Below are 22,176 nucleotides of genomic sequence, written 5' to 3' on the forward strand. Positions count from 1 at the left end.
TTGTAAGCCAGTTAAAATTATGGAGTAGAGTAGTTAACGATTAGAATCTTTGAGCTCTTCGTGCGTTTTATATCCTTGAATGATCCTAATATTTCCGTACAAAAAAAGCCGCAACACAGTTCCTCACTGTATAACGGCTGCTATCTTTTCTCTTATGCAGTCGCTTCAATTGCATTGTCCTGAACATAAGAACTAAGCTCTTGCTGAAGCGCTGTGCTGATGGAAGTCATTGGGAGGCGAAGCGTATCCGAGTCGATTAAGCCATTCTGGCTAAGCATCCATTTGATTGGAGCGGGGTTCGATTCCTTGAACAAGAGACGGATGATCGGCAGTAGTTGTTCAAAGTTTTCTTTTGCCAAGTCGAATTGACCCGATTTGAAGGCTTCGTATATACGGATACATTCTGCTGGATAAACGTTCGCAGTAGCAAGCATACCACCCGCTGCCCCGGAGCTAAGCATTTCATAAAAGAGTGAGTCGTCGCCGCCAAGCACAGGTTTGCTACCTGTACGAACTAGCTCAGTAACCATTTTGGAGCTACCTGAGCAGTCTTTTAATCCGACAACATTATTCATTTCTAGAATTGTGCGTGCGGTGTCTAGGGTCATAGCAGTACCAGTGCGACTTGGAATATCATAAGCCATGATCGGAATGCCTACTTCTGCTGCTTTGCGGAAATGGGCAATGATGCCCTCTTGCGAAGGACGACTATAATAAGGGACGACTACTAGTGCGCAATCAGCACCAAGGTTAGCTGCGATCTCTGTGCGTGCTACCGTAGAAGCTGTGTCATTGGTTCCTGTACCGACTACTAAAGGGATAGATGTAGATTGTAAAAGTTCACGAGAAGTGTTTACTAGAAGCTGCATTTCATTTACGGTTACAGTTGGCGATTCACCGGTGGTTCCATTAACGACCAGACCTTGTATGCTGTTGTTAATAATGTTCTTTACATTACGCTGATACGAATCCAGATCGACTTCACCAGCAGCATTGAACGGGGTGACCACGGGGACATAAATTCCATAAATCTGTTGTTCTGTAAGCATAAATTATCGGCCTCCAAAATATTTTAATTCCTCTACATACACTTTACCATGGAATGTTGCATCGTCGTTAGCTATAATAAATGATGTGTATCATCAAAAATATTGATGTTAGGGTGAGGTTATGGATTTAACCTATTTACGAACATTTCGCGAGGTAGCTAAACGTCAGAGCTTTACACGGGCTGCTGAAGAGCTGGGTTACGCGCAGTCGAGCGTTACGATGCAAATACAGAAAATAGAGAAGGAATACGGAGTGCCATTAATAGAAAGGCATGGTCGGCAGCTGCGTCTTACCCCGCCTGGAGAAGAATTGTTGAAGCTATTTGTGGAGATTTTGGATCTGTATGATCGTTCTAAAGAAACCATCGCACAACAAATAGGAGGTACGCTAACGATTGGGACGATTGATTCATTAGCTGCATTCTACTTGCCGCCTTACCTACAGCAGTTGAGGACGAAATTTCCGAAACTTGATATCCACCTACAAACGATGCAGGAAGCTAACCTCTTGGCCAAAATAAAAGATGGGGAAGTAGACATCGGTTTGATGCTCGATCGTACCACTACGGATTCTTTACTTGAACGTACGATCATTAGAGATGAACCGCTCGTGTTAATAGCACCAATTAACCATCCCCTTGCCCAGATGGATACAGTAACGCTACAGGATTTAAATAACTGCGAATTAATTGTTTCTGAAGAGAGCTGTATTTACCGGAGTCTGTTCGAGAATTTGTTAAAAGAGCACGGGATTATATTCCGCATAGGTTTTGAGCTTTCGAATCTAGAAGCAATAAAACGTTGTGTTATGAATGGTCTAGGGATTGCATTACTACCTAAAATTGTTGCAGAGGAAGAAATTGAGCGGGGGAACTTGGCCGAGCTGCCCTTCGCACATCAAGAAATTCATTTTGATCTGCAGCTTCTGATGCATCCTAAGAAGTGGAAGTCTCAGCCATTGCAATTTCTAACGCAAATGTTACTTGCAAATCATTAGTTTATTCCCGTCAGGGTCTTTTACCACAAACCATTGTTGATCTTGAATTTCGGTTACTATCTCTACACCGAGCTCCTTTAAATAGTTGAAAGAGGCTTGCAAATCATCGGTTATTAGCATAAGAGCAGGTGTTGTAATTGGAGGAGCCCCTTCAGGCTCTAAACCTCCCCACATGGGCATGGTGTCCAGAATGATCCCAGTGCTTCCTTGCATAGTTAACGGGCATAAATGACCGTTCATAATCGAATGATCTGCTTCATGGAGTCCTAGGACTTGGCAATACCAGCTACGGGCTTTTTCAATATCGTGTACGGGGATAAATACACTGCCAATCAAATTCTTAATAGGACTTGTTGCTGAAGAATTTACAATGGACTGCGCTTGTTCATGCATTTGAATCCCTCCAGAGAAGATGATAAACCTTTATTTGTAATTTATGTATCTAATCTATTTAAAACATAGAATCATCCTATGCGCAAGTTGAATGTTATTTATCAATCGAATCCTAAATTTGTATGCAAAATACAGCTTTATTTAATGAAAGTCGCTGTAAATATTGACATTCAAAATCAGTTTATGTTATATAAAAAGAAGAATTAGCACTCATCTAACAAGAGTGCTAATCACGAAGTGTTGAACAAGATGTTATTTTGAAAGGAGATTTACTTATTCATGGCCAAAAAAGAGTTTAAAGCCGAATCGAAAAGATTGCTGGAAATGATGATTAACTCCATTTATACACAACGGGAAATTTTTCTGCGCGAGTTGATTTCCAATGCAAGTGATGCAATTGATAAGATCTATTACAAAGCATTAGCTGATGAAGGCCTGGTCTTCAATAAAGAAGATTATTATATTAAAGTGACTGCCGATAAGGCGAACAGAACTTTGACGATCTCCGATACAGGTATCGGGATGTCACAAGAAGAGCTAGAGAATAACTTAGGAACAATCGCGAAGAGCGGATCCCTTGCATTTAAGAAAGAGAACGAAGCCAAAGATGGTCATAATATCATCGGACAGTTCGGTGTTGGCTTCTATGCTGCGTTTATGGTAGCGGATGACGTAATTGTGATCAGTAAGGCGCTTGGTAGCGACGAGGCTTTTAAATGGGAGTCTAAGGGCGCAGACGGCTATACCATCGAGCCTGTCGAGAAGGATACTGTAGGTACTGAAGTGATTTTGAAAATTAAAGAGAATACCGAAGAAGATCAATACGATGAATATTTGGAAGAGTATCGCCTGAAATCCATCATTAAAAAATATTCTGACTTCATCCGTTTCCCAATTAAAATGGACGTGAAGGAGCAGAAGCCAAAAGAAGGCACTGAGAACGAGTTCGAGGAAGTTGTTCAAGAACAAACTGTAAACAGCATGGTGCCAATCTGGCGGAAGAACAAAAACGAGCTGACTACAGAAGATTACGATAACTTCTATGCAGAGAAACGTTACGGCTTTGACAAGCCGCTTAAACATATTCATATCAGTGCTGATGGTGCTGTAGTGTATAATGCGATCTTGTTTATCCCGGAAAATACACCATTTGATTATTACACAAAGGAATATGAAAAAGGTCTTGAGCTTTATTCCAATGGTGTACTGATCATGAACAAATGTGCGGATCTGCTGCCTGACTATTTTAGCTTTGTAAAAGGTATGGTAGATTCAGAGGATCTTTCCCTGAACATCTCCAGAGAGATGCTGCAGCATGACCGTCAGTTGACTCTGATCGCTAAGAATATTAAGAATAAAGTGAAAAGCCAGCTGCAAAGCTTGCTGAAGGATGAAAGAGAGAAATACGAGCAGTTCTATAATGCTTTTGGCAGACAGCTTAAATTCGGTGTGTACAACGATTATGGAATGCACAAAGATACACTTCAAGATTTGCTGATGTTCTACTCCTCCAAGGAGAAGAAGCTGGTAACACTGGACGAATATGTGTCAAGAATGCCAGAAGAACAGAAGTACATCTACTATGCGTCCGGTGAGTCGATCGACAGAATCGAAAAGCTCCCACAAACCGAGCTTGTATCGGATAAAGGGTATGAAATTCTCTACTTCACTGATGACATTGATGAATTTGCGATCAAGATGATCATGTCTTATAAAGAAAAAGAATTTAAATCCGTATCCAGTGGTGACCTTGGAATCGAAGCAGACGAAGCGGACAAGCCTACGGAAGCGGAAGAGAACGAAAACAAGGAGCTTTTTGAAGCGATGAAGGACATCTTGTCCGGCAAAGTGAAAAATGTTAAAGCTTCGAAACGTTTGAAGACTCATCCAGTATGCCTCTCTGCTGAAGGCGAACTGACGATCGAGATGGAAAAAATCCTGAAGTCGATGCCAAATGGCCAAGAGGTTCAAGCGGACAAGGTACTCGAAATCAACATCCATCACGAAGTATTCCAGTCCTTGAAGGCGGCAGCTGAGAACGATAAAGAAAAGCTCGGTTTATACACGAACCTGCTTTACAACCAAGCTCTGCTGATCGAAGGGTTGCAAGTTAGTGATCCTGTTCAATTTACCAATGATATTTGTAAAATCATGAAATAATTCTAGTGAAAAGATCATCCAATGGTATTACTGTTGGGTGATCTTTTTTATTAAGCTATTTTATTTTGTGCGAAGTGCTTAGCTTACGCTTGACTTTACATGCTAAATTAAGTATTATTTCCAGTAACTTGAATATTGAAAGGCAAAGAAGAGAAAGAGTACCACGGCAATTCTTTCTACAGAGAGCTCCGGTCGCTGAAAAGGAGTAAAGAAAAACCTTGGGAATATGGTCTCAGAGCTGCGCATCGAAACCTTTGGGGTTGTAGGCTGCGCCGGAACCTGCATCCGTTACAGTGCTAGGGTATAAACGTTTATTAACGTCGTACCTGAAGAGGTAAATGTCTTGAGGCATTTATAAAATTAGGTGGTAACACGTGAGTAGAACTCTCGTCCTTTGTGGATGGGAGTTTTTTTGTTGTCTAAAAAAGGAGGAGAAGGTTAATGAGTAATGTGTTTATTGGTGGTGCTTGGCCGTATGCGAATGGATCTTTACATCTTGGGAGATTATCAAGTGTGTTGCCTGGGGATGTGCTGGCACGTTATTTTCGCTCCAAAGGAGATAACGTATTATATGTGTCGGGCAGTGATTGCCATGGCACACCAGTGGCGGTTCAGGCTGCGAATGAAGGAATCTCGCCCGGAGCTTTTGCAAGCAGGTATCATGAGGAGTTTCTGAAGTGTTTTGAACAGATGGGATTTAGTTATGATCTATATACCCGAACGGATCAACAGCAGCATCATAAGGTCGTGCAAGAGCTATTTGCGAAGCTACTAGAGAATGGTCATTTATATAAAAAAACCATTTCGCAATGTTACTGTGAGGTGGATCAGCGATTTTTGCCAGACAGATATGTGGAAGGGACTTGTCCGGTATGTGGCCAGCGGGCACGAGGGGATCAATGTGATTATTGTTCTACGATTCTAGATCCTGCCGATTTGTTAGATAGAGTCTGCAAATTATGTGGGAATACGCCAACCGAACGGCCGACAGAACATTATTATCTTAGTTTATCTAAATTTCAATCTGAATTAACGGATTATGTAGACGAAGCAGTACACTGGAGAGAAAATGCAGTAAAACTGACCAAACGATATTTGAAGGAGGAGCTTCAGGATCGGGCAGTAACCAGAGACTTATCTTGGGGCGTAGATGTTCCTGTAGCTGGATTTGAAGAAAAGAAGATTTATGTCTGGATTGAGGCGGTAAGTGGTTATTTATCAGCCAGCAAGCAGTGGGCTTCACAGTCCGGAGGAAGCTGGGAGGATTTTTGGTCAGAGGGACAAGAGGAGATTACCGCTTATTATGTGCATGGTAAAGACAATATTCCATTTCACACCTTAATATGGCCGGTTGTGTTATTAGGAGCAGGAGGTCTGCATTTACCGGACAGGATTATATCTAGCGAATATTTAACCCTTGAAGGGCAGAAGTTCTCCACTAGCCGAAATTGGGCGGTCTGGGTACCTGATATTTTAGAGCGGTATCATCCTGACTCTATTCGTTATTTCTTAATTGCCAACGGGCCTGAGAAGCGGGATACGGATTTTTCCTGGAGAGAGTTTATTTATAGTCATAATGGTGAGCTGCTTGGAGCATTTGGTAACTTTGTGAATCGCTCATTGGCTTTTGTAGAGAAGTTTTATGAAGGGATCGTGCCAAGTGGAAAGTTAGATAAGGGGTGGAGCGACAATATTGACCTCTTGTATCTGGAGTCAGGGCGCCTAATTGAAGCGGGAGATTTGAAGGATGCGCTGGAGTATATTTTTTCTTATGTACGTAAGGCAAATCAGTATTTTGATCGGCAAAAACCTTGGATTCAGGTAAAAGAGGATCGGGAAGCCTGTGATTCTACAATATTTACTTGCGTGCAGATTATCGCTAATCTGGCAAATTTGCTGCATCCGTTTCTACCCTTTTCTTGCGAGAAGATAAGAGGGTTCCTATCGCTTGAACTACCGAATTGGCAACCCTGCTCAGTTCCCCCTAATCTACAGGTAACTGATTTACAATTGTTGTTTGAACGAATTGATATTAGTCGTATTAAAGAAGAAGAGGGTAGACTCGTTCAACAACAAGTGAATAAATAGCGATGGTTCTTAACCATTCTTAAAGCTTTCAATAAACTTGGAAGCTAATGATGATAAGTATTTATCCTTGATCCAGACGGCGGCGACCCGCGTACGAAGCGATTCACTACTGATTTCTTTATAGATCAAATTACGATTGCTCGTTAATTCGAAAGCGGATTTGGGGATAATTCCGATGCCGAGACCAGCATTAGCCCAGAGTAGTGTTGTTCGCGCATCATCATTCATGCAGAAAATCAGTGGATCAAAACCATTCTCAAGACAGGTTTCCCGGATAAGCTGCTCAAAACGGCGGTAGATAATGAGCGGCTTATCTTTTAACTCACCGATCTCAACGAAGTTTTTATCTGTTTTCCAGTCGTACTCTGGAGTCATTACGGCAATCATAGGCTCAGCTTGTGTGTAAAGACATTCTAAATTTGTAGCATTAAAGGGTGTCCGGACAATGCCAATCTCCACAATGCCCTTGTTCAAAAGGTCGATGATTCTGAAGGTATTCCCTTCATGGATTTCAAATTTAACGCCTTGATACGTTTTGTGGAACTCACATAGTCGATCTTGGAGCAAAGTCGCTCCTGAGGAAGACACAGTGCCAATGGCGAGAGTTCCTTTTAAGCCTTTGACAAAATCATTGAGCTCTCGGGCAGTGGAATCAGCCAGCTCCAGAATTTGTTGAGCCCGGTCACGCAAAATGGCTCCTGCTTCGGTAAGCTGCACACTACGGGGACCTCGTTCTACAAGTTTGACACCTAGTTCTTCCTCCATCAGCTTAAGCTGCTGACTGAGCGGAGGCTGGGCCATTTGCAGCTTTCTGGCCGCAGAAGTAATCTGCCCTTCCTCAGCGATAGCCATAAAATATTTAAGTTGTCTAATATCCATAAAAGAATCCTCCAAACTTGAGATATGTTAATCGTATGGGAGCGATACGAATCCAATATTATTAATATGTGAGTAGATATGCCATAATCATAACTGTTATTATACATATTTCAAGTGCTTAAATACTTCTTATGTTGGGTGTGGATGATGTTGTTTAAAATTGCAGTCTATTTAAAACCGTACAAAAAAGAAGCCATCATCGGTCCAATCTTCAAGCTGATGGAAGCGATTCTGGAGCTGATTTTGCCTACCATTGTCGCGTTAATCATCAATAACGGGGTTGGGAATCATGACAGTGCTTATGTATACCGTATGGGTGGCATGATGGTGCTGATGTCTATGCTTGGCTTCGGTTGCTCCATGGTGTGCCAATACTATGCAGCACGAGCATCTCAGGGATTCGGCACGACGCTTCGTAATAAAATGTTCAAACATATTACATCTTTATCGTACGCTGAGCTGGATACGTTCGGTACGCCTACGCTGATTAACCGGATTACTAATGACGTAAATCAGCTGCAGATTGCTGTTGCCATGCTGATTCGCCTGGTTATTCGTGCGCCGTTTATCTGCATCGGGGCGATCATAATGTCCATGATTTTGGATTTTAGATTATCGTTGATTCTAATAGCGGCAACGCCGATTTTTGGCATTATTTTATATTTTATTATCACTAGAAGTGCGCCTTTGTATCGAAAATATCAGCAGAAGCTGGATGCCCTTGCGCTCGTTCTAAGTGAGAATTTGTTGGGGATTCGAGTCATTCGTGCTTTTGCGAAGAGACGTACGGAAAAAGAACGTTTTGATGCCTCATCTGAGGATTTAACGACTACAGCGATCCGGGTCTCGCGGATTTCTGCTTTACTTGGACCTATGACGACACTTGTAGTAAACGCGGCGATCATAGCAATTTTATGGGTAGGTGGAATTCATATTGATGGAGGGCGATTGTCTCAAGGTGAGATCATTGCTTTTATCAATTACGTTACTCAAATCTTGCTTGCGCTTATAGTGGTCTCCAACTTGGTCATTATTTTTACAAAAGCCTCATCCTCTGCCAATCGTGTGAATGAAGTGCTGAGTGTCAAAGCATCCGTGTCCGAGGACGGGAATGTTGTGATGACTGAACCTGATCATACCGCTCCTGCCATATCATTCGATCATGTATCGTTTGGTTATAATACAACAGGTGAATCGGCATTAGAGGATATTTCGGTAGTCATTAACCGCGGAGAAACTGTGGGACTGATTGGCAGTACGGGTTCTGGTAAATCTACTTTTGTGAACCTGATTCCACGTTTTTATGATGCAGTGCAAGGTGAAGTTAAAGTGGATGGAGTGAATGTTAGCGATTATAAGCTGCATCAGCTTCGTGAGAAAATAGGGATTGTGCCGCAAAAAGCAGTGTTGTTTACAGGAACAATCGCTGAGAATATTCGTTGGGGCAAGGAAGATGCAACCGAAGAAGAAATCATGCAAGCCGCTTCAGTTGCTCAAGCGGAAGAGTTTATTCGTAAATTGCCTGAAGGATTGAATACGCAGGTATCACGTGGTGGACTTAATTTATCCGGGGGGCAAAAGCAGCGCTTGACCATAGCTCGTGCAGTGGTAGGTAAGCCGTCGATTCTAATTCTGGATGACTCCTCCAGTGCGCTGGATTTCGCTACTGATGCTTCTCTACGTAAAGCGCTCAAAGAGAGCAGCCAGCAAATGACCGTACTCGTTGTCTCGCAGAGAGTGAGCACTGTAAGGCAAGCGGATAAAATTATGGTATTTGAGGATGGGCGGATCGCCGGTGTCGGAACCCATGAGGAACTGATGCGTGGTTGTGAAGTGTACAAAGAAATCTGCCTGTCCCAGCTATCGAGTGAGGAGTCGGGCCAATGAACAAAAACAACATTTGGAAAAGACTAATTGTATATACAGGACATTATAGAAAAATAGCTATTTGGGCAGTTATATGCGCATTACTCAGTGTGATCGCCAGTCTAATCGGGCCGCTGCTTATCGGTAAAGCCATTGATTTTATGATCGGACCGGGAGAGGTGGATTTTGACGCCGTACTTAGACTGCTTTTGATACTGGCAGCGGTATATATTGTCGGCAGCTTTTTCGGATGGCTCCTTACCTATCTGACGAATCGAATCGCCTACCGGACTGTATATGACTTACGGCGGGAGCTTTTTGATAAGTTAAATGTTTTGCCTTTAAAATTTCACGACAACCACCCGCAAGGAGACAGTATCAGCCGGTTTGTTAACGATATGGATGCCGTCTCTGATGGACTGCTGCAAGGCTTCTCCACACTGCTTACAGGGATCATCACCATTGTTGGGGCAATTGTGCTTATGTTGTACATCAGTCCTCTGATGACCTTAGTAGTTCTTCTGTCAGCACCCGCCACCTTTTTTGTGGCCAGATTTATTACGATGCGCTCCCAGAAGATGTTTAAGGAACAGGCCAAGATTCTCGGTGGTCTCAATGGCTATGTGGAGGAAATGATCGGTGGACAAAAAGTAGTTACCGCTTATCATTATGAAGAACGTGCAATGTCTCAGTTTGAAGAGCAAAACGAGACGTTATATCAGACCGGTGTGAAGTCACAATTTTATGGCTCCTTATCCAATCCGACAACACGTCTGGTAAATAACGTTACGTTCTCAGTTATAGCTATGATCGGTAGTGTTATGGTAATTCGGGGACATTTCACGGTAGGGGATCTGTCCAGTTTCTTGATCTTCTCCAACTTGTTCGCTAAGCCTTTTAATGAAATAACAGGTGTGATTACACAGCTTCAATCAGCAACTGCCTCTGCGCAGCGGATTTTCGCTATTCTTGATCTAACGCCAGAACCCGCTGATTCTAAGGACGCCTTAATCATGAGTACAAGTCAAGGAACCATTACCTTCGAAAAAGTATCGTTTGCTTATAATCCAGAACGTCCCTTGATTAACGATTTCAGTTTAGAAGTGAAGCCAGGTACCCGAGTTGCAATTGTAGGTCAGACTGGAGCGGGGAAGACTACGCTGGTAAACCTGCTCATGCGTTTCTACGATGTGGACCGTGGGTCCATCAAGATTGATGGTGTGGATATTAAGACCATTACGCGTGACAGTCTGCGACGTAATTTTGGGATGGTGCTGCAGGATACTTGGCTCTTTGGGGGCACGATCAGAGATAATATTGCTTACGGAAAACCAGGGGCTACAGAGGAAGAAGTCATCGCTGCTGCTAAAGCTGCTAATGCTTATAGCTTCATCAAACGTCTGCCTGAAGGGTATGATACGAAGATCAGTGGCTCAGGGGATAATCTCTCCCAAGGACAGAAGCAGCTACTTACCATTGCACGAGTAATGCTTGTAGATCCACCTATGCTCATTTTAGACGAAGCTACAAGCAGTATTGATACATTAACTGAGGTACGGATTCAGAAAGCTTTTCTGACTATGATCGCTGGTCGGACCAGCTTTGTGATTGCCCATCGATTGTCAACGATTCGGGAGTCGGATCTCATTCTTTTCATGAAGGATGGTGACATTGTGGAGAGTGGTACGCATGATCAACTCCTAGCCAGTGGTGGATATTACGCCAGATTATATAACAGTCAGTTCGCCTCAGCGTAGACTTTGTGATTATTAAATCAGAAGTATTCAAACCGAGTTTTAGGGGTGAGTACTTCTTTTTTTTGTTGTCAATAGCATGGAATTTCTGACCTAATAATGAAACCTCAGGGGGTTCACTTCGTATCCTTAAATATGCAATATTAGGGAGGGAATTCATTACAATGTCAATGTTTAAACGAATGCTTGCGAGTGCTGGAATTGGAGCGGCTAAAGTAGATCTCATGCTCCATCAAGATTTTGTGAACGCAGGTGATACGATCAGTGGTACCGTCCGAATTCAAGGTGGCCGAGTGGATCAGGAGGTCGATGACGTCTACGCATTCGTTAAGACGCGTTATTTGAAAGAGCTGAACGATAAGAAAATGGAAGTGGAAGCGACGGTATCAAAATTCCTGTTAGCGAGTAAATTTAAAGTAGTGGCGGAGCAGGTCTATGAATTTCCCGTCTCATTCCAGCTTCCAGCGATAACGCCAGTGACGTTAGGCAGATCGCCGGTTTGGATACAGACCGGACTTGATATTAAAGAGGCAATTGATCCGAAGGATCAGGATTATCTTCAAGTAGGCCCTCATCCATATTGTGCTGTTATTATGGATGCGATGAATCAGCTCGGATTCCGTATTCGTGAAGTGACTTGTGAATATTCACCGCGTTATGGCAGGATCAATGGCTTGGATTTTGTTCAAGAATTTGAATTCGTTCCCCCCTCACAGTTCCGAAATCAACTAGACGAATTAGAAATCGTTTTTTTTCCAAATGAGGATGGCATTGAATTGCTCTTACAGATTGATCGCAAGGCACGTGGTTTAGCTGGTTTGTTCGCCGATGCGCTTGATACAGATGAGAGCTTTGTGAAAATACGCTTTGATCACACTCAACTTGCTTACGGAGTTGACTATGTAGCTGATCAACTGCTCGCAACGATCCATAAATACGTATAAACAAATGGAATAGGATTATATAAGAGGGGAGAACCCCTCTCTTTTTTCGTTTTTATAAAGAAAAATTTATTTAATGATGGAATGAACTAAATGGACAGGATAAACGTACTATAGTAAAACTATCCTAACAACGTATGAAACGGTAGGCATTGATTGCTGATGAAGTTACTAATACGAATACGAACGGAGAGGGAGTGCCAAGATGTTGACGATTAAGCATTTTACCAAGAGCTATAAGGGCGGTAAGAAGGCAGTGAATGACTTGAACTTAGTGGTCGAGAAAGGCGATATTTATGGCTTTATCGGTCATAACGGCGCGGGGAAAACAACGACGATTCGGGCAGTAGTAGGTGTTCTTGATTTTGAAGAGGGGGATATCGAAATAGGTGGACATTCCATCAAAAAAGATCCTTTAGCCTGCAAAGCGATTACTGCGTATATACCGGATAATCCAGATCTATACGATCATCTGACCGGCATTCAATACTTGAATTTTATTGGTGATCTTTTTAGTGTATCGAAAGCGGATCGGGAGTCATTGATTAAAAAGTATGGTGATGAATTTGAGATCACATCTCATTTTGGGGATTTAATCTCCTCGTATTCTCATGGTATGAAGCAGAAGCTCGCGATCATCTCAGCACTGATACATAAACCGAAGCTGTTAGTTCTGGATGAGCCCTTTGTGGGACTTGATCCAAAAGCGGCACACACGCTCAAAAAAATCATGACGGAGATTTGCAGTCAGGGCAGTGCGATCTTTTTTTCAACGCATGTACTGGATGTGGCCGAGAAGCTCTGTAATAAGATTGCTATTATCAAAGCGGGAGAATTGATTACTCATGGGAAAACAGAAGAGGTGAAGGGTGACAGTAGCCTTGAAGATGTATTTTTGGAGTTGATTAAGCATGATTAATATCTGGAGATTGACGAAGATTCAGCTGATCTCTTCCTTTGGGTTAAATAAAGCTTTGCACACACGTGATGCGAAAGAAAGACGAAAAATGCTTTGGCTGAGCATCGGGATCCTAATTGGAATTGTCATGATGGCTGTGGTTTCATTTGGTTATAGTTATATGATAGCAGAGACCCTTGAACAAATTGGCCGGCCAGAGCTGCTGCTTGCGATAATGATGGCAGTTACTTGCTTAATCGGATTTTTTACAACGATCTATAAGGCAAGTGGTGTATTATTTGGCTCCAAAGACTACGATCTCGTAATGTCGCTGCCAATCAAAACGAGTCATATTGTAGCAAGTCGGGTGGCTCAGCTTTATGTGTTAGACCTATTCTTCTCTTTGATGGTGATGGTACCTGCAGGCATTGTTTATGCTATCAAGGTGAATCCCGGCGTACTATATTATTTTTATTTTTTGATTACACTGTTATTTATTCCATTAGTGCCGATCATAGCTGCAACGATTATAGGTGCTCTGATCAGCTGGGTTTCCTCAAGATTTAAAGGAAGTCGTATAATAACGCTCATCCTAACTTTTGTTGTAATTATTGCTATAATTGTTGGTTCAGGTCAAATAAATGGTAACAATCCACAATTACTTGCGGATATGAGTGCTCAAATCGCTGATCAAATATACAACTTGTATCCTTTGACGCTTATGTATGTAAATGCGGTTTGCTCGTTTCAGTTTGATTCCTTAGTATTGTTTATTGGGTTTTCGCTGATTTCTTTTATGCTGTTTACCATCGTGCTTGGTAGCAAATATAAAGCGATCCACACAGGTCTTACGACTTCTTTTTCAAAAAATAAATATCAAATGAAATCACTTGCAGTATCCTCACCGCTTTACACATTGTATAAAAAAGAGCTGCGTCGCTATTTTAGTTCTTCTATCTATGTACTTAACACGAGTATAGGCATGGTAATGTTACTTGTATTGGCGATCGCCTTACTGTTCGTTAGTGCAGAGCAACTAGGACAACTCGTTGAGATACCAGAGCTTTCAAATTATCTAAATCGACTGGCTCCACTGTTTGTTTCCGTTTTTGTAACTTTAAGCTGTACGACATCCAGTTCTATTTCGCTCGAAGGTAATAATATTTGGATTTTAAAAAGCGCACCTGTACCGACATTAACGATATTGCTAAGTAAAGTCGCAGTGAATCTCACGATTACCGTGCCGATTGTAGTTGTCAGTAGTGTGCTCCTCATGATATCTCTAGATACCGGATGGATGGAAAGTTTGCTATTACTGGTTATTCCCGTCTTATATGCTTGTCTTACTGCAATGATAGGTGTGCTCGTTAACTTGAAGTTACCTAAACTGGAGTGGACAAATGAAGTATCGGTAGTCAAACAAAGCGCATCCGTCTTAGTGGCGATGTTGATAGGGTTTATAAGTTTACTGATCCTTTTCGGTTTGAGTCTTCTTCTAGCCGATCTGAATGGTAATCTCATTTTGTTAGGTATTGGATTGTTGATATTAGTGGTGTGTGGTGCGATGTATCGATACATTCAATCCAAAGGTGAGCTTTTATTTCGGGCTCTTTAAATCATAGGGGTATCCCGCGCAGTCAGAAAATGGCTACTGGGGTACTCCTATTTTTTGTCACTTAAGCAGGATTCCACGATACGTATCTAGTTTCATTAGCTTTGGAATTTTGTGGTATAGTATCGCATGCTACCAATATTTTAGCAGTGTTTATAGCTTCTATCCTTGGTATAATTCGAAGATTATATCCGAGGAGGATCATCTCGTGAACAATAGATTTGGTAGATTTGTAATTACGATACTTGTAGTAGTGCTTGCAGCTGGATTATTTATTCAACATATATCGGCTGATGATGAGGCACCTTTTAAGGATATAGATACTAGTTATGCTAAAAATGAAATCATAGATTTGTATCACCGGAACATATTAACTGGCATAACGGCGACAAGCTTTTCACCTACTCAATCAATTACTAGGGCGGAATTCATTACGGTTCTTGACCGTCTGCTAAAGCTTGATCCGGCAGTCAGTCCAGTATCTCCTTATACAGATGTAGCTAAAAAAGCTTGGTATTACGGCTGGATACAGGCAGCTGTTCAGCTTGAGCTGGCTAACGGCACATCGGCAACGACCTTTGCCCCTGCGAAAGCAGTTACTAGGCAGGAAGCGGCTGTATGGATGGCCAAAGCTTTAAAGCAAATAAACCATACTTCTGCTCAAACCTCGTTCAATGATCGAAATAAAATTGCTAGCTGGGCAAGATCAGCTGTTGCTACTGTAAATAATCTAGGTTTAATGAAGGGGGATAATAGCAAGAATTTCCGACCCTCTGATCCTATAACTAGACAGGAAACGGCCGTCCTCATTGACCGAGTGCTGCAAAATGAGAGTTGGGCAGCAGAACTTGATGATGAGCCGGAGGAGCGAATCGTTATAGGCTGGCAATACGGGCAGACTACGGCACAATACGAGAATACGGTTCTGAAATCCAACGTTAACACCTTATCACCACGGTGGTATTATGTAGGAAAAACGGGTACAGTAACGGATTCAACGGATGCTTCGCTGATCACATGGGCAAAGAAGAATAATAAGAAAATATGGGCGATGGTAGGCAATCGATCGGATCAAGAAGCGACCCATCAAATGTTGTCGAGTGCAGGCACAAGGAATACGGCAGTAAATCAATTAGTAGCTTTAGTGAGCAAATATAGATTAGATGGACTAAACATTGATTTTGAAAATGTAGCCCCTGACGATCGTGAGTATTTGACCTCGTTCATTACATTATTAGCTGAGAAAATGTATGCTCTTAACGCGATGCTGTCAATAGACGTCTCTCCCGATCTTGGAACAGATTGGACAGATGCTTTTGACTACGCTGCACTAGGTAAGCAAGTGAACTATATGGTGATGATGGGTTATGACGAACATTATGATGGGAGTAAGCTTCCAGGGCCCAATGCTTCTATTCCTTTTGATCAACATGCAGTGGATACTGTACTAAAGGTCGTACCTAGTCATAAGGTTATATTGGCACTACCTTTATATAATCGTGACTGGACATTGAACCCGAATGGTACGGTTTCAACTTCTAAGTATATCTCGCTTCCGGAGCAAAATCAGATTATTAGTAACTATGGAATGAAACCCGTATGGAATGAGACTTTAGGACAATATGTTGCCAACTATTCGAAGCAGTCCATAAAGCACACGATCTGGATTGAGGATGGCCGTTCATTAATAACAAAATACGATTTAAGCGTTAAGAGCAATCTAGCCGGAATCGCTTATTGGTATATAGGTGGGGAAAGCGCAGATATATGGTCTAGCGTAAGTAATGCAGAGAAATTTTACAATTATTCCTTTTAAAAAGAAAGACTGGATGGCAGATGGATAACAATAAACAAAACGATTTATCGGTGTTAGGCACTATGTTGACAATCTCAACTTTTTTAATTATCCTTAAAACGTTAATGAATTTAATATAATTTTCGTATAACTCCAATAATATGGTTTGGAGGTCTCTACCAGGAACCGAAATTCCTGATTACGAAGAAAGTACAAGATTTGTATTTTCTCCGTAGTTAGGAATTTTTTTGTGAAAATTATTATAATCGCAGCCGAAATCGTTCGAGTTTAACCGAGTTCCAAGGTCATTCATTTGACATGCTGATTAGTCTTATAACGGTAGTATTCAGTCGGTACTTGCTGATGGATGCTATCTTTATATAAAATTTACATAAAAGGAGAATGAACAGCATGCAGAAATTTGCTCCAAAGCGTTATGTCGGACTGTTGCTCACATTCATGTTATGCGTGACGGCCCTCATCACGCCTCTCTCTAGTAACAAAGTTCAAGCCGCAGAGGCAGAACCGGAAACAACCATAACACTGCTCGGAACGTCGGATATCCATGGAAGGTTTATGCCTTGGGATTACGCGCTTGACGGCCCGAACAATACGGGCAGCTTGACTCAGCTGTACACGATTGTCAAAAAGGTTCGTGAAGAGAATCCGAACACGATTTTGCTCGATGCAGGAGACATGATACAAGATAACTCTGCAGAGTTGTTTAATGATCAACCGAAGTCACCTATGATGGTAGCTATGAATGAGATGAACTATGACGCATGGGTAATGGGAAACCACGAGTTCAATTTTGGGCTTGATGTGTTAGAGAAAATCTCCTCGCAATTTAAGGGACAACCCTTAGTTGGAAACGTATTCAAAGAAAATGGTGACCGGTATATGCCGGCTTATACCATTATTGAGAAGGCCGGGGTCAAAGTTGGCATTATCGGCATGAATACACCTATGATTACTGAGTTTGAAAAGGGAACCGACCACTTAGACGGAATTATCGTGAAGGATCCTGTAGAAGAAACAAAAAAAGCTATCGCTGAGCTAAAAGGCAAGGTGGATGTTATTGTTGGTCTCATGCATATGGGACTAGATAATGAGAATGGAAAAGCAGGTACAGGTGTAACGGATATCGCGAATGCGAATCCCGAACTGACTGCTATTTTCGCTGGACATATGCACACCCTAGTTGAATCGAAAACAGTGAACGGCGTGCTCATTTCTGAACCTAATAAATATGGATCACATATTTCGCGTATCGACCTGAAGTTCACGAAGCAAGGCGATAAAGTGGTTCTGAAAGACAAACAAGCAAAGGCGCTGGCAGTAAAATCCTCTGACGGTTCGTTTGAGGAATCCGATGCTGGACTAGAGGGCATTTTACAGCCATTCCACGAGTTCGCACGTGCGGACGCGAATACCGTTGTCGCTGAACTGAAGGGAACAAACCTTGTCCCATCCAATGAAATGAAAGGCATTCCTGCTGTTCAAACCCAAGAGACGCCGTTATCGGACTTCTTCAGCGAAGTGATGCTTCACTATAGCAAGGCCGATGTCGTCGCACACCAGATTGATAATGATAAGGCTAAACTAGACGTTGGGCCGATTAAGAAAAAAGATATTGCTTACAATTATCAATTCGCGCTTGGTGAAGTTACGGTGTACCAGGTAACAGGCAAAGATTTAAAAGACTATATGGAATGGGCAGTAGGTTATTTCAACTCGACGCGTCCAGGCGATGTAACCATCAGCTTCGATTCCAAGAGACGTGCCTCGAAATACAGCACCAATGATTTCTTTGGTGGCGTATCTTATGATGTTGATTTATCCGAGCCTTATGGAAGCAGAATTAAGAACCTGAAGTATGCGAGTGGGATTTCCGTGAAAGCAGACGATACGCTGAAGCTTGGAATGAACGCCTACCGAATGGAAGCCCTGAAAGCTAAAGGTGGCGCTCTGGAAGGAAGAATATTCAAGCAGCTCTGGTCTTCTAAAGATGCTACTGCCTATGGCGAAGATAAAGGTACCATTCGAAATCTCTCAATCGCTTATTTGAAAGATGTAAAAAAAGGCGTGTACGAACCAACAATCCATCATAATTGGAAAGTGACAGGTGTCGATACGACAGCACCAGCACGTGCAGATGTTGTGGAGTTAATCAATGATGGTATTCTATCTGTTCCAACAACGGGAGATGGTAAATATTCCAATATAGCTTCCATTAACATTCTAGATGCGGTAACGCAAGAAGAAATCGCTGCGCTCTCTACAAAAGCGAATGTAAACCAAGCGTTGTTCTCTGAAGTAAAAACCAAAGGTAATTTCTATCAAAAGCTGAATCAAGCGAGAAAAACCTCATCGGATGTAGTAGTTAAAGAACAACCTAAACCTAGTGAACCTGCAGTTGTTGAAGAGCAGGCTAAACCAGAGCAAGTTCTACCTGTACAAAAACCTGCGGATAAAGCAGAGAGACTAGCTAAAGTTACAGCTTATTTCTTGAATGTACGGGCTAACGCCTCATCCACTGCAAAAATTTATACAGCAGTGCCTAAGGATACCGTCTTGGAGGTACTAAGCACCGATAAGTATGGATGGGTGAAGATTAACTTTAACGGAAAAGAAGCCTATGTGTACGGACAATATGTAAAAATGTTGCCTTAATCATAGCTGTGAAGTGCAATCTTAACCAAAAAACCAGCAAATCTCCTTTGACCGGAGACTTGCTGGTTTTTATTTACGGTCGATTCCTTTGATGAACCGCAACGCCATCTGCCGGCTTTGACCTAGCGTGTTATCGATTACGATTGATCCTCCATGGCGCTCCATGATTGTTTTAGCAATGGCAAGCCCCATTTTTATATCTTGGTGCCGAACTTTTTAAAAAGGGGATTGGAATCATTACGTAATTCGGGCTGCTTCCTACTATTCTGTTGACACTCTTTGGGAGTGTTGCAACAGATAGATATATCAAAAAAGCCATCGTTGGTGCAACGGCTTTATGATCAGGACTCTGTTGTATTATATAGGCCTGCCCAAGTAAGTTACTGGAGATTTAGCTTGATAAATTTGTTGGACGACTATTTTGGCATAAATTTTCTGAACAGTTTTCTCAGCCGAATCCTAATTCGTGTTCAGTGGAGCTTCTAGCTTTTTGAGGATTAAATCAGCTTCGAGAGACGTATTTTTTGAAGTTTTTTACTTTTATAACTTTAACACTTTTGGATAAAAGCTTCTTGTCGCTGACGATCCAGGTGTGATCTTTGGAGTTTTTCCTACGAATTGCTGCGAAGTTATACCTGTTTCCTGCGTAAAGCTTAAAGCCATGTGCAGCACAATCAGAACAGAACTTGACGCATTCCCCTCGGTTCCGATTTGGAAAAGAAATCTGATCGAACACCTTGCGTTTAATGAGTAGGGTCGCACCTTGAAGATTGGTTACATATTTATTCTCCATACTGAGGTAACGAAGCAGAAGTAACTTTTTATCATTCAAATACATATAGTGAGCCCGTTTTCCAACGATATCTGCTTTAGTCTTCTGGAGTATTTGCATACTATCAGTTAAATAGTTAGTAGCGTAGTAATCGTCGTCATCAAATTTAGCGATATAACTATACTTCGCTAATTGCACACCATAGTTTAAACAAAATCCGAGGGAACGATGTTCCGGCACTTTAAAAACCCGCACATTCATATGTTTTTTTGCAGCAGTTATATAGTCATTGATCTTCAAGCTATCATTATTTATGATCACGATTAGTTCTTTAGGATTGAAATTCTGTCGTTTATAGTTATTAAATAGTGTATTTAAACAGTCAGCTCGTTTTGTACAGGTCAGAATAGATACAGCAGATTTAGTGGAATCTGGAGCCCATTTCATAACTTGATCTTTGGACTGCGTCCAACAAATGTCTTGTAATTTTTAATTTTATGGATGATCTTATGGTTTGCTATTAGAGTGCTGTCGCTGATGATCCATGTGTGCTTAGAAGAGTTCTTTCTTCGTATAGCTACGAAGTTATTCTTACTCCCAGAATACACCGTGTAACCTTTCTTTCTACTTCTGCTGCAAAAAAGATCATCCTCACCCACGTTTTTATCAGGGAATTTCACATGATCGAATACTTTACGTTTGAAGACGAGTGTAGCGCCTGGGAGATGGGTAACTATTCGATGTTCGTCATGCGCGAAACGAAGGATCAAAGTCTTTGAACCACTTAAATACATATAATGAGCTCGTTTTCCAAGAATATCAGCATGTTTTCTATTTAATGTTTGAATACTTTCTGTCAAATAATGAGGGGCATAATAATCGTCGTCATCGAATTTGGCGATGGTATGATATTTGCATTTCGTTACGGCATAGTTTAAGCATGAACCCAGAGTTTGATGTTCTGGCTTACGAAATATCTTTATGTTTTTGTGTTTTTTAGCTAAGTGTTGGTAGGGGGAAAGTGGAATTGCATTGTTATTGATAATAATGATGAGTTCTTTTTGGGTATATCGTTGTCTGCTGTAATTTTGAAGTAGGTTGTTTAAATAATTTTGACGATTTGTACAGGTAATAATGGAAACACCGTTCATTTAACCAACCCCTCAGATGCTTTTTTTAGGAAAAGTCTCATAATACGATATGTCCAAGTTAGGATAGAGTAACGGCATATCAACCTCATGGATGCAAAAATGGATTTGTATTAAGAACACAAAACCCACAGTCATGGCTGTGCTCGTATAACCTGAGAACCCATCTGCATATTTTTGGATTACGGGTCCAATGATAAGGCAAAACTGCCTATCGATTAGGCATCAATTGTATATGCTAAATAATAATATCTATTTGTAATTGGAGTTTTTCGTAGAAAAAAAGCCTGGGATTGCACCTGACATGTCGAGGAGTGCCTCCGGAAGTACTCTAGCGCGGCGTAGGATGTCAAAGACCTGCTGTACCTTGATGATCCTCATTCTTACAACCCTCCTGAAAAAGAAAATGACCCCTCGAAAAGGGGTCTTGAAGTCACGATACACTCTTTACACACGAACGTTTGTTTGCTATTATTTAGTGAAATATAAGGAGGTGGAGTATTTTGGACAGTTCAAATATTGTGATTGACCATCTACTAATTAAATACAAGGCAGATCAGAAGTGGACCCGAAAGGTGATTGAACAGTTAACCGATGAAGACCTTGTCTGGTCACCAACGCCAGAGAGCAACAGTATCGCGAATTTGATTGCGCACATTTCAGGGGCTGCACGTTATTGGTTTGATGCCGCATATTTCGGTGCTCCATTAAACGAGTATAGGACCATCGAATTCGAACGCGGTTTACAGATGACGAAAGAGCAGGCATTGGAAATTTCGGAAAAATCTTATGACAGCATCATTGAGGTTCTTGAAATGATGAAAGCAAACCCTGCACGATTACTGGAACAGCCCTATTTGGATTATCCATCGTTCGACTCTGCCTCTTTGAACAATCGATCCACCATCCTAGAAATGCTTCTACATCAGTTCAGACATTTGCCAAGTCACACGGGGCAAATCATATACATCGCAAAAATGAGGAAGGGGAATTTGGTGTGGGAATGAATCTTAATTCACCATACTAACCATTCCCGTCAGTAGTTTCACCAACTCTGTGGATTGGTAGGAGAACATTTCGACTATAAGGTAACAACAGTGCCTCATTTCATAAATCCAAATGGTGCGTTTCAATCGTCATATGGGTTTATG

Annotated in this window: 17 protein-coding genes, 1 riboswitch and 1 other annotated feature; of the genes, 11 read left to right on the forward strand and 6 right to left on the reverse strand. The window is 41.7% G+C overall.

All coding sequences use genetic code 11. The features are described from left to right. Positions 1-152: 152 nt before the first annotated feature. Positions 153-1,049 (reverse strand): 4-hydroxy-tetrahydrodipicolinate synthase, encoded by an 897-nt coding sequence (dapA, locus tag L1028_RS11890; protein ID WP_234533989.1) that lies wholly within the window; start codon positions 1,047-1,049, stop codon positions 153-155. Between the two features lie 121 nt (positions 1,050-1,170). Here dapA and L1028_RS11895 point away from each other — a divergent pair, with 121 nt between their 5' ends. Continuing rightward, positions 1,171-2,046 (forward strand): LysR family transcriptional regulator, encoded by an 876-nt coding sequence (locus L1028_RS11895; protein ID WP_234533991.1) that lies wholly within the window; start codon positions 1,171-1,173, stop codon positions 2,044-2,046. On the opposite strand, the gene L1028_RS11900 is transcribed toward L1028_RS11895, so the two are convergent. Next, entirely contained in the window at positions 2,029-2,439 is a 411-nt protein-coding gene (locus L1028_RS11900) for a VOC family protein (protein ID WP_234533993.1), read from the reverse strand. The genes L1028_RS11895 and L1028_RS11900 overlap by 18 nt on opposite strands. A gap of 279 nt (positions 2,440-2,718) precedes the next feature. Between L1028_RS11900 and htpG the strand changes: the two genes are divergently transcribed. Beyond that, entirely contained in the window at positions 2,719-4,599 is a 1,881-nt protein-coding gene (htpG, locus tag L1028_RS11905) for a molecular chaperone HtpG (RefSeq protein WP_234533995.1), read from the forward strand. A 136-nt stretch (positions 4,600-4,735) separates the two neighbouring features. Then, positions 4,736-4,997, forward strand: a binding site (T-box leader). A 43-nt stretch (positions 4,998-5,040) separates the two neighbouring features. Further along, positions 5,041-6,687, forward strand: a complete 1,647-nt coding sequence (metG, locus tag L1028_RS11910) for a methionine--tRNA ligase (RefSeq protein ID WP_234533998.1) — start codon at positions 5,041-5,043, stop codon at positions 6,685-6,687. A gap of 9 nt (positions 6,688-6,696) precedes the next feature. On the opposite strand, the gene L1028_RS11915 is transcribed toward metG, so the two are convergent. Continuing rightward, on the reverse strand, positions 6,697-7,566 hold the full coding sequence (locus tag L1028_RS11915; protein WP_234533999.1) for a LysR family transcriptional regulator: 870 nt from the start codon (positions 7,564-7,566) through the stop codon (positions 6,697-6,699). 150 nt (positions 7,567-7,716) lie between these two features. Between L1028_RS11915 and L1028_RS11920 the strand changes: the two genes are divergently transcribed. From L1028_RS11920 to L1028_RS11950, 7 genes are all read left to right on the forward strand, one after another. Beyond that, on the forward strand, positions 7,717-9,453 hold the full coding sequence (locus tag L1028_RS11920) for an ABC transporter ATP-binding protein (protein ID WP_234534125.1): 1,737 nt from the start codon (positions 7,717-7,719) through the stop codon (positions 9,451-9,453). Beyond that, the gene (locus L1028_RS11925; RefSeq protein WP_234534001.1) at positions 9,450-11,189 is read left to right on the forward strand and encodes an ABC transporter ATP-binding protein; all 1,740 of its coding nucleotides are present in this window, start codon (positions 9,450-9,452) and stop codon (positions 11,187-11,189) included. The genes L1028_RS11920 and L1028_RS11925 overlap by 4 nt, the downstream gene beginning before the upstream one ends. A gap of 161 nt (positions 11,190-11,350) precedes the next feature. Further along, a complete protein-coding gene (locus tag L1028_RS11930; protein WP_234534003.1) occupies positions 11,351-12,130 on the forward strand; it encodes a sporulation protein in 780 nt (259 codons plus the stop codon). Between the two features lie 202 nt (positions 12,131-12,332). Next, positions 12,333-13,046 (forward strand): ABC transporter ATP-binding protein, encoded by a 714-nt coding sequence (locus tag L1028_RS11935; RefSeq protein ID WP_234534005.1) that lies wholly within the window; start codon positions 12,333-12,335, stop codon positions 13,044-13,046. Further along, positions 13,039-14,640 carry an ABC transporter permease gene (locus L1028_RS11940; RefSeq protein ID WP_234534007.1) on the forward strand — a complete coding sequence of 534 codons (1,602 nt, stop codon included), beginning with the start codon at positions 13,039-13,041 and terminating at the stop codon, positions 14,638-14,640. The genes L1028_RS11935 and L1028_RS11940 overlap by 8 nt, the downstream gene beginning before the upstream one ends. Positions 14,641-14,845: 205 nt before the next feature. Further along, positions 14,846-16,453 carry an S-layer homology domain-containing protein gene (locus L1028_RS11945; protein ID WP_234534010.1) on the forward strand — a complete coding sequence of 536 codons (1,608 nt, stop codon included), beginning with the start codon at positions 14,846-14,848 and terminating at the stop codon, positions 16,451-16,453. A gap of 102 nt (positions 16,454-16,555) precedes the next feature. Further along, positions 16,556-16,654: riboswitch (purine riboswitch) on the forward strand. Between the two features lie 189 nt (positions 16,655-16,843). Then, positions 16,844-19,105 carry a 5'-nucleotidase C-terminal domain-containing protein gene (locus tag L1028_RS11950; protein ID WP_234534012.1) on the forward strand — a complete coding sequence of 754 codons (2,262 nt, stop codon included), beginning with the start codon at positions 16,844-16,846 and terminating at the stop codon, positions 19,103-19,105. A gap of 502 nt (positions 19,106-19,607) precedes the next feature. Here L1028_RS11950 and L1028_RS11955 read toward each other — a convergent pair. The 3 genes from L1028_RS11955 to L1028_RS31275 all read right to left on the reverse strand — a co-directional run bounded on the left by L1028_RS11955 (position 19,608) and on the right by L1028_RS31275 (position 21,406). Next, complete coding sequence (locus L1028_RS11955) at positions 19,608-20,324, reverse strand: glycosyltransferase family 2 protein (protein WP_234534014.1); 717 nt, start codon at positions 20,322-20,324, stop codon at positions 19,608-19,610. Next, the gene (locus L1028_RS11960) at positions 20,321-21,028 is read right to left on the reverse strand and encodes a glycosyltransferase family 2 protein (protein ID WP_234534016.1); all 708 of its coding nucleotides are present in this window, start codon (positions 21,026-21,028) and stop codon (positions 20,321-20,323) included. The genes L1028_RS11955 and L1028_RS11960 overlap by 4 nt, the downstream gene beginning before the upstream one ends. Before the next feature lie 249 nt (positions 21,029-21,277). Next, a complete protein-coding gene (locus tag L1028_RS31275) occupies positions 21,278-21,406 on the reverse strand; it encodes a hypothetical protein (protein ID WP_279306856.1) in 129 nt (42 codons plus the stop codon). A 122-nt stretch (positions 21,407-21,528) separates the two neighbouring features. Between L1028_RS31275 and L1028_RS11965 the strand changes: the two genes are divergently transcribed. Then, a complete protein-coding gene (locus L1028_RS11965; protein WP_234534017.1) occupies positions 21,529-22,032 on the forward strand; it encodes a DinB family protein in 504 nt (167 codons plus the stop codon). Positions 22,033-22,176 lie beyond the last annotated feature (144 nt).

Source organism: Paenibacillus pseudetheri (genome assembly GCF_924513355.1).
In the GTDB taxonomy this organism is placed as follows: domain Bacteria; phylum Bacillota; class Bacilli; order Paenibacillales; family Paenibacillaceae; genus Paenibacillus_AQ; species Paenibacillus_AQ pseudetheri.